The following is a 15,009-nucleotide window of genomic DNA, read 5'->3' on the forward strand; positions in this document are numbered from 1 at the left end:
AATCTCGAAAATCGAGTTATAACCAAATTGCCCCAAAAAAATTATAACAAGATGAAAAACAAAATAATAGCAGCTTTATTAGGTATTTCTAGCGTAGTTTTTGCTCAAGAAGCAGAACAAGTAGATCCTAATTTAGCATTACCAAAACTTACATATCTTGATTCTTTAAAATCTACTTTTATAAATCATAATACAAGTAGTTGTATCGATGAAAGATGGATGGCAGAATTGAGTAATGAAGATATTTTTCAGGAAATGTTAACTGATGTTACTGAAACAAACATTGATTCTCTTGGAAATATTAATTATGATTTGTCGACCGACTTGTTAAAAAAGCGTTTGGTAAAATTAGATGCTCAATCTCCATTTAATATTGAGTATACACCTGCTTTAGAAAATGTTATTAAAGCTTTTTTAAAGAATAGAAAAGGTTCATTAGAACGATTAATGGCAATTTCTGAATATTATTTTCCTATGTTTGAAGAGCATTTAGCGAAATACAATGTTCCTTTAGAAATTAAATATTTAGCTATTGTAGAATCGGCATTAAATCCTAAAGCAAGATCTCGTGTAGGTGCAACAGGTTTGTGGCAGTTTATGTATCCAACGGGAAAACAATATAATCTTGAAGTAAATTCTTATGTAGATGAACGTTATGATCCGTTAAAAGCAACCGAAGCGGCTTGTCAATATTTATCGAATTTATATGGAATTTTTGGCGATTGGAGTTTAGTACTAGCTTCTTATAATGCAGGTCCTGGAAATGTCTCTAAAGCAATTCGTCGATCTGGCGGAAGTCAAAATTATTGGAACATTCGTAGAAATCTTCCACGTGAAACAGCAAATTATGTTCCAGCTTTCTTAGCAACTATGTATATTTTCGAGTATAAAAAAGAACATGGTTTACAACCAAAAAAAGCAACTGCTTCTTATTTCGAAACCGATACTATTGCCGTAAAGAGAGAATTGACTTTTAAACAAATATCGGAACTATTAGATATTTCAGAAGAACAAATAGAATTTTTAAATCCTATTTATAAGTTAAATGTAATTCCGTTTGTAGAAGGAAAGCAACATTATATTCGTTTACCAAAAAATAAACTTGGGTTATTTTTATCAAATGAAGAAAAAGTTTATGCTTATGCAGACTATCAAAATTCTTTAAAAGAAAAAATAAGTGTTGCGAATACTGCTGTAGCAAATAATAGTTCTTTTAGTAGTAATTCGGGAGTGCAATACCATAAAATTAAACGTGGAGAAAGCATCGGATTAATTGCAGACAAGTACAATGTTTCGGTTACGGAATTGAAAAGATGGAATAAATTACGTTCTAATACGATACAAGCAGGAAAAACTTTAAAAATTTATTCTGATGTAAAAACAGCATCGGTAACTACACAAAAAGCTAGTGCTGGTGGGTATTACACTGTACAACCTGGAGATTCTTTGTTCTCTATTGCAAGAAAATATCCTGGAATTTCTGCTGATGATTTAAAAAAATGGAACGATATTAGCGGTGATAATATTCAACCTGGTATGAAATTAAAAACCAATGGATAAATCATTCGTAATTATGAAAAAATTTTTAGTAGTTCTTCTTAGTATTGTGAGTTTAATTTCTTGTCAAGATTCAGACAAGGAAAAGAAAGCCATTTTAAGTGAATCGAATGGTAAAATAAACAATATCTCTATTTTTATAGATGAAAACCTTTGGAACGGAGAAATTGGCGATTCAATTCGAAAAAAATTCGCTGCTCCAGTTGATGGTTTACCACAAGAAGAACCGCTTTTTAACTTAAATCAATATCCTACAAAAATTTTTGACGGCATTGCTCAAAAAAGTCGAAACATTATTTATGTTCAAAAAGGACAAAAAAATGGCTTCAATGAGCAAGTTAATCAATATGCTAAACCACAAAAAGTATTTTATGTTCTAGGAAAAACTAATGATGAAATTATTAAAGTCTTAGAAGAAAAATCTGCAGCTATCATAAAATCTATTAAAGCTTCCGAAATTATTGAGAACCAAGTTCGTTTAAAGAAAGCACTTGTAAGCGATCAAAAGGTAAGAGAAAAATTTGGAATAGGTTTAACAATTGGTTACGGTTATAAATACGACATGGTAAAAGATAATTTTCTATGGATTAGAAAAGAGTTTTCTACTGGTTATAACAGTATTTTAGTGTATCAAGTTCCAATTGATGTTATTGAAAATGATAAAGAAGTTATTGAAAATGTTATTTCGATGCGAGATTCAATTGGAAAACTAAATATTCACGGAGTTTTACCAAATACTTGGATGATTACAGAAGATGCTTATTCGCCTTATATTTTCGATACCACTATTCAAGGTAAAAAAACCTATGAAACCAAAGGAACTTGGGAATTGAAAAATGATTACATGGCGGGACCTTTTATTAATTACGCTATTAAAGACGAAAAAAATAATCGTTATTTAATTTTAGAAGGGTTTACATATAATCCTTCAAAATCTAAGAGAGATTTGGTTTTTGAACTAGAATCAATTATAAAGTCGATTAAATTTTTAAAATAAAACTTAAAATTCCCTTGAAAAAGGGAATTTCTTTTTTCTATGGAATTAAAATTCGAAATAAAGCGATTTAACGAACTTTCTACAGTTGAATTGTATAATTTACTACAATTGCGATCTGAAGTGTTTGTGGTGGAGCAAAACTGCGTTTATCAAGATATTGATGCTAAAGACGAAAAGGCTTTACACGTTTTAGGATATTATCAAGGCGATTTAGCGGCTTATGCGCGTTTGTTTAACAAAGGTTATTATTTTGATGAAACTTCAATTGGGAGAGTTGTAGTGAGTCCGAAATATCGAGATAAAAAATTTGGACATGATTTAATGAAAACCGCCATTGAAGCTATTTCTGAATTTTACAATGAAAAGGAAATTACTATTTCAGCTCAAGAATATTTACAGAAGTTTTACGAATCTCACGGTTTTGTAAAAACGAGCGAAATGTATTTAGAAGATGAAATTCCACATATTAGAATGCGAAGAAGTTAGTCTACTTTGAGAGATAAGTCGACATTTTCAATTGCAACAAGTTTATGTGTAGAAATGTTTTTTTTGTGTTTAATAGTTGCTTCCACAACTAAGCCTTTTATATCAGCAAACAACTCTTCATTTAGTTCATTAGTGTGTAAACAACTCATTCTAAATAACCTAAACATATTGTTGTAATATGGTAAAACTTTTACTTGAATTTTTACATTTTCTTTTTTGTAATTTAACTCAAGATTATAAATTAAATAATTACCTTCTATACTTTCTAAAAAATAAGTTAGTCCTTTAATTTTTTTTTCTTTTTATGGGTTAATTTATAAGTTAGTTTGTATTTGTAAGAATAAGCAATTTCATTATTTGGACCAACATATTCTATGGCTTTAAAAATATGGATATCATTTTTTTTATAATCTACTAGATATCCTAAATAATCACTTCCTATTTTTGAAATTTTGAAAAAATAAGAATCATCTTCTTTATTGGAATAATAAATAGATTCCATTTTTCCCTTCGGATATATATTATCATACTTAGTAAGTAAATCAAATTTATAGTTTTGTCCAAAACTGATTAATGGTAAAATAACAGTAAAAAGAAGAAGTTTTTTTAACATAATACAATAATTAAATCTTTGTAATAACGAGCTCTACTCTTCTGTCAAATTGAGAACCTTTTCCTAATGGTTGAGTGTTTCCACAGGCTTTTGTTTTCATTCTTTCTTTTGCTACTTTACGATAATAAAAGTATTTATACACGCGTTCTGCTCTGTTTTTAGATAATTCTCTTTTTTTGGTTTCTCTATCAAAAGCTTCCGTATGGTAAGGAGTACAACAAACATGCCCTTGAATTTCGAATTCTAGATTAGGAAACTTATTTAATTGTTTTGCAATAAATTCTAATTGTTTTTTTGCTTTAAAGGTTAGATTACTACTACCTCTTTCAAATAGTACATCATCCAAATAAATTCGGTCGCCAACAATAGGTTTTTTAGGAAGTTGTTCATATAATTGAGGAATACCTAAATGCGATACAACTACAGCTTTGTAATTTACAACTACATCAACACGACGGTTTTTTGAGCGAACTTCAGGAACGTTGTCTAAGACATCTTCGTCAATTAAAATTCGTCCTTTTCCTTCAATGGTAATTATAATTTTATTTTTTATACCTTTTTCAACCAGCTTGTTTTTTACAGTTGTAGCTCTATTTGTAGATAATTTATAGTTGTAAGCATCTTTTCCTCTATCGTCGCAATAGCCAAAAATTTCAATGGTTTCAACTTTTGTTGTATCTAATTTTTTAACGAAATTAATTACAGCATCAGCTTGTTCTTGTTTTAAATCATATTTGTCAAACTCAAAATATATGGAATGTATTTCTTCGTCTTGAGCTATTGTAAACAAAGAAATTAAGAGAAATAAAAGCGAAAATTTTAACTTCATGGTCGTTACTACTTTAATAGATTACTATATTGTGCGCTGTTGTTTAAAATTTCTTTAGCTTTTGAAATTTCAGAATTGTTTTTTGTATAGAAATTATATAACCCTTCTCGATACTGGTTTCTGATAATTAATTCTTCTTCGATTTCTTTTACGATTTCTTTTTTATACTTAACAATTTCATTTTCTTCACTTGCTTTTACTGCTTGTTCTAATTGTTTATATTGAGCGGCAATAACATCGTCAATTTTATCTTTTTTAGCTTTTTCTAATACATTTTCTAAAGCTTGTTCAGTTGCAGTGTTCAGTTTGTATTTATCTTGTTTTACAAAAGTTTTAAAAGCTGTAAAATCAGCATCAGAAACAGAAGCATTATTGGGTTTTTGATAATACAATTGGGTAGCAAAATCAAATACCGCATTATTATCTACCAAAGCTTTAGTAATAGAACTTGTTTTCGATTCTGCAATTTCAACATCAGGTTGAATACCACCACCGTCATAAACGGTTCTACCCGATTTTGTTTTAAAAGCATTAAATTCATCTTTTGATTTTTTAACAGCTTTTCCATTTGCATCGCGTTTCGAATAATCTAGCGCTTGAATACATCTACCAGAAGGAGTGTAATAACGAGAAATAGTAACTTTTACTTGAGTTCCGTAAGATAAGTTTAATGGTCTTTGCACCAAACCTTTTCCAAAACTTCTACTACCTATTACTACTGCCCTATCTAAATCTTGCAATGCACCCGAAACAATTTCTGAAGCAGAAGCACTTTTGCCATCTACAATAACGGCTAACGGAATTTCTAAATCTATAGGTTCGTTTCGTGTTCTGTAGGTTTGATTGTGTTTTTCGTTTTTAGATTTAGTCGTTACGATAACTTCATTTTTTGGTACGAAGAAATTACAAATATTGATTGCTTCATGAAGTAAACCTCCTGGATTTCCTCTTAAATCTAAAATTATTTTTTGAGCTCCCTGATTTTTTAAATCGATTAATGCATCTCGAGTTTCTCTACTTGCAGTTTCCGTAAACTTAGTCAATACAATGTATCCAACAGAATTATCTAGTAATTGATAATAAGGAACCGCTTTAAGTTCTACTTCCTTAAGTGTCACTTTTGTAGCTAATTTTTTTCCTTGTCTTGTATATTGTACATTTACTGTTGAGTTTTTTGAGCCTCTTAGAAGTTGAGAAGTGTCTTCTTTATATTCTTTTAAATTAATATCATCTATTTGAAAAATTTCATCTCCAGCTTTTAATCCAGCCAAATCGGCAGCAAAACCTTTATAAACTTCTTTCAAAGTAATGATTCCGTCTTTTCGCTGAATTAAAGCACCAATTCCGGTATATTCGCCAGTATTGTTAATTTTAAAACGAACAACATCTTGCTCATTAAAAAACACAGTATATGGGTCGAGTTCCGATAGCATATTTTTAATAGCTACATCAATTAACTCACCCGGATTGGTTTCATCTACATAGTTTTGATTCACAGTTTTAAACATAGTAGTGAAAATCTCTATTTGCTTGGCAATTTCAAAAAAATCGTTTTTAAAGCTAGCACCAATAAATAAAAATGCAACTGCGAAAATTGTAATGATATAGTGTTTTTTAAATAGTCTCATTTGATGTAAATTTTCTTAACTCCTCAAGAATACGATATATAGAATGCTAATTTAAGTATAATTGACTTAAATTTTAAAAATGTTTTGTGAAAACTAACTTACACAAAAATGACACCAAAAATTATTTTTGAATTTCGGCTATAAATTTTGTAAATAATTGAATTGTTTTTTCTTCAATTTCTTGGTAACTAAGACGATCTTTAGTTTGATATAAAAACATCATAGCATAAGGTTTTTCGATGTTTTCTTGTATCAAATGTTTATTTAAACGATAGCATTCGCGAAGTAAACGTTTAAAATAATTGCGATCAACCGCTTTTTTAAAGTGTTTCTTAGAAACCGAAACACCTATTTGTAGTTTTTCTTCTGCATTTGGAATTTCAACAAAAACTAGTCGCAACGGATATTTTGAAACCGATTTACCTTCAGAAAAAAGTAAATTTATAGCAGTTTGACTTTTTAGTTTTTCGTTTTTTGGATACTTGAAATTCATGTTGCAAAGGTATAAAGGAATATTTCAATTTTAATATTTTACATAATCTTAATTTTGTTAGGAAATAAAATTGTGATATTTTGCACTTTTAATAAGAAACAGCCTACTTGTTTCAAGAATAATAAGAATGATTCAAAAAATATTATTTTTCTTTTTTTTTAGCGCTTTAGTAATTGCCCAAAATCAGCCAGATAACGACTTTAAGCGATTAGAGCGCCTGTGTCAAAAAAATAGTAATAATGCAGATAGTTTAAGTTTATACAGTAATCGTTTATTACAATTTGGTAAAAAGAATAACAATATAGAAGCGATTTTGGAAGGTTATTTCTTTTATTCACAACTAGAAACTTTAAAGGGAAATAAAAAACAAGCTATAGTATATTTAGATAGTGCTTTAGTATATCAAGATAGAACCCAAGATTATTCAAGACTTTTTAGAATTAAACGTGTAAAAGCTATTACTTGTGCACAATTAGGAGAATATGATATTGCCGAAAAAATATATTCTGGAATTGTTGAAGATGCTTTAAAAACTAATAGAGTAGATGAAATAGCTCAAACTTACAATGGTTTAGGAATTATAGAAAGAAATAAAAGCAATTACAGCAAAGCACTTCAATATTTTGAAAAAGCACTTCATATTTGGGATAGTTTAGGAGTCGATAACGCTAAATTAGGAGCGATTTCAAATATTGGACTAACGCAAAAATCTCTTGGAAATATTTCTGAATCTAATAAAAGCTTTCATAAAGCCATTTATTTATCTAAAAATGATAAAAGAAATGAAAGTAGCCTTTATAGAATGTACAGTAATTTAGCTTCAAATTTTATAAGTTTAAAAAAGGCAGATTCGGCTAATTATTATTTAGATAAAGTAGTTCACTATTACAAAAGAACAAACCAAAAGTTTCTTTTAAACTTGGCTTACTTAAATGTAGGGCAAAGTAAACTTTTAACAAATGATTTCAAATCAGCTTTTTGGCATTTAAACACGTCATTGCAAGAAATAAAAAAAGCAAAGCACATTCCGCAACAAATAGAAAATTACCGACTTCTAGCAACGGTTTTTTATAAACAAAATGATTTTGAAAAGGCTTTAATCTATTTAGATTCGGCCCACACATTATCCGTTGATAAAAATATCAATTATGATCTTGAAAGTCAATATGCGCTTTATGCGGCAATAAATGAAAAAAGCGCAAACTATAAAGAAGCAAATAATTATTTAAGGAAAAACGATAGTTTAAAGAAAGCAAAATACTTAAAGAAAACTGCAAATAGTTTCAATCAAATATTAGTTTTAGAAGACAATAAAGAAAAGAGTAACACAATTGTAAAGCTAGACAAAGAAAAGAGTTTTTATAAATCAAATCTTTTTGTAGCGGCTATTTTGGCAATAATATTATTAATAATGTTCTTCTTTTTGGCTAAGAAGTATTTGATGCAAATGAAAGAAGTTAAAGAATTACAAGACGAATTAGAGCAATACAACATTGAATATAGTGAAGTTCCAAAAACAGAAATTGTTATACAATTAAAGAGTAAAGCAATTATTAATACTTCTAAAATTCTTTATATAAAATCAGACGGTCATTACGCTGAAATATTTTTAGAAGACAAAGAAAAACCAGAGATTGAAAGATCGTCTTTATCTAACTTAGCAGAACAACTTCCTTCAAAAGATTTTATAAGAATACATAAGTCTTATATTGTAAATATTCATAAAATTAAGATTATTAATTCTACACAATTAATGGTTTCAAATGGCGAGTGGATAAAACTTTCGAGAACCTACAAACAAGAATTAAAGAACATATTTCATAAAGAATAGTAAATACTACTTGTATTTCATGTACAAAAACATGTCATTCATGACAAATGTTTGATTTTACTGATATTTTGACTCAATTTAGATTCGAAGTTAAGAGAGCAAAAAACAACTATTTGTTTTGTTATTTTTTAAAAATCCAATTCAAATTTAGTTAAAAAGCAACTCTTTTTTTAAAAGAAAATTGTGCTGCATTCCATTATCTAAGTAATTTTTTTCAGCTAGTAGATTCATTTTGGTTTCATATAGTATTGAGTGGAAACTATAAAAAATTAGACTCTTTAATAGGTAATGGTTTTGCAGTATTAATTTAAAATGAAGTATTAATTAAACTAAATTTTATATGAAAACAGTAAAACTAATTTTAAGTGTGTTATTTATTTCATCAGTAACATTATTTACATCTTGTTCAAGTGATGACGACGGTGGTTCAGGTTTAAGTGGAGTTCCAACAGGAGAAATTGTAGAAGTTAGTCTAAGACAAGAAACATTAACTGGTTTTGACGATGAAGGTAATGGTTCTCAAAAATGGTGGACTCACGTTGTTTCTTCAGCCGATTTTTCTTCGGATGATTGTGGAGACGACCAAACAGTTGAGGATGGTGGTTATTATGCGTGGTATCCTAATGGTAATTATTATTATAAAACTTCAATTAATGGATCTACAACTTTAGCGGGTTCATGGGAGTGGACTAATAGTTCGAAAACTAAAATCTACATACATAATAACTCAACAGGAGCTGAAGGAGAGATGACCTTAACGTATCTTAATGAAAGTAATATTGTTTATGGTATTAAACAAAGTGGAGGTGGATGTTCAGTAACTACTTACGAGCAATTTAATAATCCTTTTTAATATAAAAAACTTAATTCATGAGAAAAGTCACACTCATTTTTGCTATTTTTTTAATGTTTTTATCAGCTAATGCACAAGAGAAAACTAAAAACATTGTTAGAAATTTTCAATTAAACCTTGGAGTAACATTAGGAGATTATTCTTTTAAATCAGATCAAGGGAAAGTAGATTATAAACCTCAAGTTGGGTTTAGAATTGGAGCAGATAATGTATTTTTCACTAAAAATAAATTTAGTTTAGAATCTGGTTTAACGTTTAGTTGGTTAAGAACTAAAGTCGATGAACCCACTATAAAAATTGACTACAGTAGTTTTTATGTAGGTACACATTTAGTAGGAAATTATGCTATTTATCAAGATAAACTTTTTATTGGAGCAGGACCATTTATAGACTTTGGTCTTTTTGGAACTCAAAAACCAGAAGGTTCAGAATCAATTGATTTATTTGTGGGCAAAGATGGTAATGATGCGCCATTAAAAAGGCTTAATTATGGTGTAGATTTTAGACTACTAGGCGATATATCTTCAACTTATCCAATACAAGCTTACGTTTCTTACCGTTTAGGAATTCCTAACATTGAAGGTGCTGATGGCGGAAGCGGACAAACTTTTAAAGCTAGCATTATATCTTTTGGAGTTAGAGCTAATCTTCACAAAATATTTGAAAAAAAATCTGAATAAAAATTAAAACAATTCAATTTTCAATTTCAAACAGCAATAGTACATCTAAAGTATATATCACGATCTAATAAATTTTTTATGAAAAAAATTACTCAATTATTTTTATTATTTCTTACCACAATTTCTTTTTCACAAGTAACAGATGTCAAAGATCCATTAAACGGAACGCCGACAGGTTTTTTATTAGTTGGTAACGAATTGTATTACACGCACGACAATAGTATTTCTAAATTAGATACAAGTATTGCTAATCCTTCGCCTGTAAATATTATAAATGGATTAAACGAGCCAACTGGACTTCTTTTAAACGGAAATGATTTATATTTTGCTCAAGCAACAGCTAATAAAGTTTCAAAAATCGATATTACGAATCCAACTCCAACTGTCGTTGACGTAGTAACAGGTTTAAATGAGCCTGCTTTTTTAGCATTAAGCGGAAATGATTTATTTATTTCGGAAGTAGGCGATGGTAAAATTTCTAAAATCGATATCACGGCTAGTTTACCAACCACTACAACAGATGTGGTTTTAGGTTTAAACACACCATTAGGAATTACATTAAATGGAAACGATTTGTATATAGCTGAGGTTTTAGCAAATAAAGTTTCTAAAATCGATATTAGTAATCCAGCACCTACAGCTGTAAATGTAGCAACAGGTTTCAACAAACCACTTCAATTAGCCATTAATGGTAACGATTTATATATTTCGGAACCCGATGGAAATAAAATTTCTAAAGTAGATATTACCGCAAGTTTGCCTACTACACCAACTGATGTATTGACAGGTTTAGGAAGTCCAGAAGTTTTAGTAGCAAATACAACGGATTTATATTTTTCAGCCGATTCTTCAGTAGGAGCAGGTTATAAAATTTCCAAACTAAATTTTGCCGCATTAGCAACCGAAAGTTTTCAAGATAGTTCTTTACAGGTTTATCCAAACCCAGTTGAAAATCAATTGTATTTACCCGAAAGTACAACCTTTAGGAATTATGAATTATATGATATAACCGGAAAACAAGTGCAACAAGGTAAAATCTTGCTCAATACTATTAGTTTCAGTGAAATCAATTCAGGAATATATGTTTTGAAGCTTCTTGGACAAAACCTTGAAAAATCTATTAAAGTAATTAAAAAATAAACCCAAATCCCTGATACACTTTTTGTATTTGGGATTTTAATTTTTTGTAAGATGAAAACAAAATTACAAACGCTATTATTCGTTATTTTTTCACTTTTAAATTTCACCACAAACGCCCAAGATACAGAACTTTGGGGTATGACTTCAAATGGTGGAGAGTATAATGCTGGAACCATTTTTAAAACTGATGGTAATGGAGATAATCATAGTGTTGAAGAATCTTTTTTTAGAAACGAAGGAGGATATCCTAGGGGAAGTTTAGTTAAGGCTGTTGACGGAAAGTTATACGGAATGACCGAAACTCAAGGCGCAAATAGTAGGGGCGTTTTATTTTCTTATGATTATGTAACAGCAACGTTTACCAAGCATTTAGATTTTGATGGAGCTAATAATGGAAGTAATCCTAAAGGCAATTTAGTAGAAGCTGCTGATGGTATATTGTACGGAATGACTTATTATGGAGGAGCCAATAATATGGGCGTTTTATTTTCTTATGACCCTGTAACAACAACATATACTAAACATTTAGATTTTAACGGAACTAATAATGGTAGTTATCCCAATGGCAGTTTAGTAGAAGCTACTGATGGTAAATTATACGGAATGACCCGACAAGGAGGAACTAACAATATGGGAGTAATTTTTTCTTATGACCCAGTAACAGCTACGTATACCAAGCATTTAGATTTTAATAACGGGACTAATGATGGAAGACTACCTTTTGGAAGTTTAGTTGAAGCTAGTAATGGAAAGTTATACGGAATGACCCGATATGGAGGCACAAGTGGTAATGGCGTTTTGTTTTCTTATGATGTTGTAACAGCTACATACACCAAACATTTAGATTTTGATAATACTAATAATGGAAGATACCCTCAAGGCGATTTAGTTGAAGCAAGTGATGGAAAGTTATACGGAATGACTTATCAAGGAGGAGCCAATAATTATGGCGTTTTGTTTTCTTATGATGTTGTAACAGCTACATACACCAAACATTTAGATTTTGACGGGACAAACAATGGTAGTGTTCCTCTTGGTAGTTTAACAGAAGCTAGTGATGGAAAATTATATGGGATGACTGGTTTTGGTGGTACAAATAATTATGGCGTTTTATTTTCTTATGATGCCATAACCGCTACTTACATCAAACATTTAGATTTTGACGGAACAAACAAAGGAAGTAATCCTGGTGGCAGTTTAGTTTTAGCTAATGATGGTAAATTCTATGGAATGACAGCTACAGGAGGCGCAGCTAATAATGGAGTATTATTTTCCTATAATGTTTTAACAGCAACTTATACTAAACATTTAGATTTTAATGGTTATGCTAACGGAAGTAATCCTTATAGTAGTTTAGTTGAAGCTGTTGATGGTAGGTTCTATGGAATGACTAATTCAGGAGGTGCCAATAATATGGGTGTTTTGTTTTCTTATGATTATGTAACAGCAACGTTTACCAAGCATTTAGATTTTGACGGAGCTAATAATGGAAGTAATCCCAGAGGAAATTTAGTAGAAGCTAGTGACAGTAAATTCTATGGAATGACTATTTCAGGAGGCGCTAATAATGGGGGCGTTTTGTTTTCTTTTGATCCTGTAACAGCAACGTTTACCAAGCATTTAGATTTTGATGGAATTAATAATGGTAGTAATCCTTTAGGTGGTTTAGTTAAAGCTTTTGATGGTAAGCTATTCGGAATGACTATTAATGGAGGTTCCAATGGTGCGGGCGTTTTATTTTCTTATGATGCTATAACAGAAACATACACTAAGCATTTAGATTTTGATGGTATTAATTTTGGAAGATATCCTTATGGTAGTTTAGTTGAAGCTGTTGATGGTAAATTCTATGGAATGACTACTTCAGGAGGTGCTAATAATAGGGGTGTTTTATTTTCCTATGACGCTGTAACCGAAACATACACCAAGCATTTAGACTTTGACGGGACAAATAATGGGGGCTATCCTAATGGTAGTTTAATTGAAACCACTGATGAAAACTTATATGGAATGACTTCTTCAGGAGGTGCCAATAATATGGGTGTTTTATTTTCTTATAACCCTATAACAATGACGTACACCAAACATTTAGATTTTAACACAACTAATAACGGAAGTAATCCTCTTGGCTCCTTACTTGAGGGGAATAACGGAAATTTATATGGAATGACCACTAATGGTGGTACAAACGATAAGGGTACACTATTTGAATACAATCCAGCAACAGATGTTTTTACTAAAAAACTAGATTTCAATGGTGCAAATGGTGCAAATCCGCGATATGGAGCATTAATCGAAGTTAAAAAAGCGGTTATTTGGACCACTGCAAACGAATGGTCAAATGTTGTAGGGCCAACAATCGACGATGTAACCATTATTGAAGGCGATTTAGCTGTTGGTACCGATTTTGGCGATTTCTCAGCAAAATCGTTAACCATTAGAGCAGGAGGAAGTTTAGTTATAGAACCAGGTCATGTAGTAACGGTGAATGCACACATTACAAATCTAGCCACTGAAGCTGATTTTGTAGTTGAAAGCGGCGCTAATTTGGTACAATTAAAAGACTTTCAAAACGAAGGAACTGCAACCGTTAAAAGAGAAAGTGCTCCTATTGTTCGTTTAGACTATACGGCTTGGGGAGCACCAGTAGAAGGACAAAATTTATTAGATTTTTCACCTCAAACCTTACCAAATCGTTTTTATACCTACGATTATACAGGAACTACAACCCCAACAGCTTGGATTCCAGTAGCCGATCCTAGTACTACTAATTTTGAACCTTCTCATGGTTATTTGTTACGCGCACCAAATACTTGGTCGTCATCGGTTTATACGCCTTATCAAGGAGAGTTTATTGGAAAACCAAATAACGGAAGCTTTCAAAATACAGTTGGAGTTGGCTATAATTTATTAGGAAATCCATATCCATCACCACTTAGTGCCGATGCATTTTTAACTGCAAACGCTGCTTTAGGAGCAAGTTCGTTGTATTATTGGACACATGCTGTGCCACAAAACGGTGCTTATGTGCCGCAAACTAACTATGCAAGTTATAACCTTTCGGGAGGAACTGCAGCTATAGCTGGAGGCGCACAACCCGAAGAGTTTATTCAAGTAGGGCAAGGGTTTTTAATCAATATTGCTACTGCAGGGCAAGCTCAGTTTACAAACGCACAAAGAAGCGATAATAGTAACAATCAGTTTTTTAGAACTACTACAACTAATGTAGATCGTTTTTGGTTGGGATTACGAACTGATAATGCAAGTTACAACCAAATGTTAGTTGCCTATATAAATGGCGCTACAAACGGAATTGATTTAGGTTACGATGCAAAATTGTTAACCAATGGGAATAGTCATTTGTCATCACTAATCAATAATGAAAATTATGTAATTCAAGGACGAAATTCAGTTTTCGAAGTCAATGATGAGGTTCCGTTAAGTTTCACTGCAGAACAATCGGGAATGTTTACAATTTCATTAGATGCCGTAGAAGGAATTTTCGATTCACAAGACATTTTACTTTGGGACAAACAATTGAATATTTATCACAATTTACAAACAAATAATTATTCGTTTACAACAAACGCAGGAACTTTTAATAATCGTTTTTCGGTAGTTTACAATAGTATGTTAAGCAATCCAACATTTAACGAAGCTGCTATTTTGGTTTATAAAAACAATGAGCATTTAATAATTAGTTCCAATAATGAAACCCTTCAAAATGTAAAAGTATATGATATTCAAGGGCGATTATTGGTTCATAAACAAGAAATAAATACTTCAATGGTAACAATTTCAGAAATCAATGCTAAGAATCAAGTGTTATTAGTAGCTATTCTAACTGATAATGGTAGCGTAACAAAGAAAATAGGGTTTTAAATAAGTATAACTATAAAATT

The 15,009-nt window shown here is 30.7% G+C and carries 13 protein-coding genes; 8 read left to right on the top strand and 5 right to left on the bottom strand.

The window, feature by feature from the left end:
- Positions 1 to 51 precede the first annotated feature (51 nt).
- Genes GCU34_RS10615 through GCU34_RS10625 form a run of 3 tightly spaced genes read left to right on the top strand, consistent with a single transcriptional unit; the run spans position 52 to position 3,040 of the window.
- Positions 52 to 1,560, top strand: a complete 1,509-nt coding sequence (locus GCU34_RS10615; RefSeq protein ID WP_072782233.1) for a lytic transglycosylase domain-containing protein — start codon at positions 52 to 54, stop codon at positions 1,558 to 1,560.
- The gene (locus GCU34_RS10620) at positions 1,553 to 2,554 is read left to right on the top strand and encodes a DUF4837 family protein (protein ID WP_227658677.1); all 1,002 of its coding nucleotides are present in this window, start codon (positions 1,553 to 1,555) and stop codon (positions 2,552 to 2,554) included. The genes GCU34_RS10615 and GCU34_RS10620 overlap by 8 nt, the downstream gene beginning before the upstream one ends.
- A gap of 39 nt (positions 2,555 to 2,593) precedes the next feature.
- On the top strand, positions 2,594 to 3,040 hold the full coding sequence (locus GCU34_RS10625) for a GNAT family N-acetyltransferase (RefSeq protein WP_072782228.1): 447 nt from the start codon (positions 2,594 to 2,596) through the stop codon (positions 3,038 to 3,040).
- Here GCU34_RS10625 and GCU34_RS13665 read toward each other — a convergent pair.
- The 5 genes from GCU34_RS13665 to rnpA form a co-directional block, all read right to left on the bottom strand.
- Complete coding sequence (locus tag GCU34_RS13665) at positions 3,037 to 3,207, bottom strand: hypothetical protein (RefSeq protein ID WP_193702239.1); 171 nt, start codon at positions 3,205 to 3,207, stop codon at positions 3,037 to 3,039. The genes GCU34_RS10625 and GCU34_RS13665 overlap by 4 nt on opposite strands.
- 110 nt (positions 3,208 to 3,317) lie before the next feature.
- Positions 3,318 to 3,542 carry a hypothetical protein gene (locus GCU34_RS10630; protein ID WP_152378453.1) on the bottom strand — a complete coding sequence of 75 codons (225 nt, stop codon included), beginning with the start codon at positions 3,540 to 3,542 and terminating at the stop codon, positions 3,318 to 3,320.
- A gap of 121 nt (positions 3,543 to 3,663) precedes the next feature.
- Positions 3,664 to 4,482, bottom strand: a complete 819-nt coding sequence (locus GCU34_RS10635; RefSeq protein ID WP_072782225.1) for an OmpA family protein — start codon at positions 4,480 to 4,482, stop codon at positions 3,664 to 3,666.
- 8 nt (positions 4,483 to 4,490) lie between these two features.
- A complete protein-coding gene (locus GCU34_RS10640) occupies positions 4,491 to 6,110 on the bottom strand; it encodes a S41 family peptidase (protein ID WP_072782223.1) in 1,620 nt (539 codons plus the stop codon).
- A 121-nt stretch (positions 6,111 to 6,231) separates the two neighbouring features.
- Positions 6,232 to 6,603 carry a ribonuclease P protein component gene (gene rnpA / locus GCU34_RS10645; protein ID WP_072782221.1) on the bottom strand — a complete coding sequence of 124 codons (372 nt, stop codon included), beginning with the start codon at positions 6,601 to 6,603 and terminating at the stop codon, positions 6,232 to 6,234.
- A gap of 127 nt (positions 6,604 to 6,730) precedes the next feature.
- Here rnpA and GCU34_RS10650 point away from each other — a divergent pair, with 127 nt between their 5' ends.
- The 5 genes from GCU34_RS10650 to GCU34_RS10670 all read left to right on the top strand — a co-directional run bounded on the left by GCU34_RS10650 (position 6,731) and on the right by GCU34_RS10670 (position 14,989).
- Positions 6,731 to 8,434 (top strand): LytTR family transcriptional regulator DNA-binding domain-containing protein, encoded by a 1,704-nt coding sequence (locus GCU34_RS10650; protein WP_072782219.1) that lies wholly within the window; start codon positions 6,731 to 6,733, stop codon positions 8,432 to 8,434.
- A gap of 340 nt (positions 8,435 to 8,774) precedes the next feature.
- Positions 8,775 to 9,287 carry a hypothetical protein gene (locus GCU34_RS10655; protein WP_072782217.1) on the top strand — a complete coding sequence of 171 codons (513 nt, stop codon included), beginning with the start codon at positions 8,775 to 8,777 and terminating at the stop codon, positions 9,285 to 9,287.
- A 17-nt stretch (positions 9,288 to 9,304) separates the two neighbouring features.
- On the top strand, positions 9,305 to 9,967 hold the full coding sequence (locus GCU34_RS10660; protein WP_084656832.1) for an outer membrane beta-barrel protein: 663 nt from the start codon (positions 9,305 to 9,307) through the stop codon (positions 9,965 to 9,967).
- Positions 9,968 to 10,045: 78 nt separating this feature from the next.
- A complete protein-coding gene (locus tag GCU34_RS10665; RefSeq protein WP_072782213.1) occupies positions 10,046 to 11,107 on the top strand; it encodes a T9SS type A sorting domain-containing protein in 1,062 nt (353 codons plus the stop codon).
- A gap of 51 nt (positions 11,108 to 11,158) precedes the next feature.
- Entirely contained in the window at positions 11,159 to 14,989 is a 3,831-nt protein-coding gene (locus GCU34_RS10670) for a choice-of-anchor tandem repeat GloVer-containing protein (protein ID WP_072782211.1), read from the top strand.
- The last annotated feature ends 20 nt before the right edge of the window (positions 14,990 to 15,009 follow it).

The organism is Flavobacterium haoranii (genome assembly GCF_009363055.1).
GTDB lineage: Bacteria > Bacteroidota > Bacteroidia > Flavobacteriales > Flavobacteriaceae > Flavobacterium > Flavobacterium haoranii.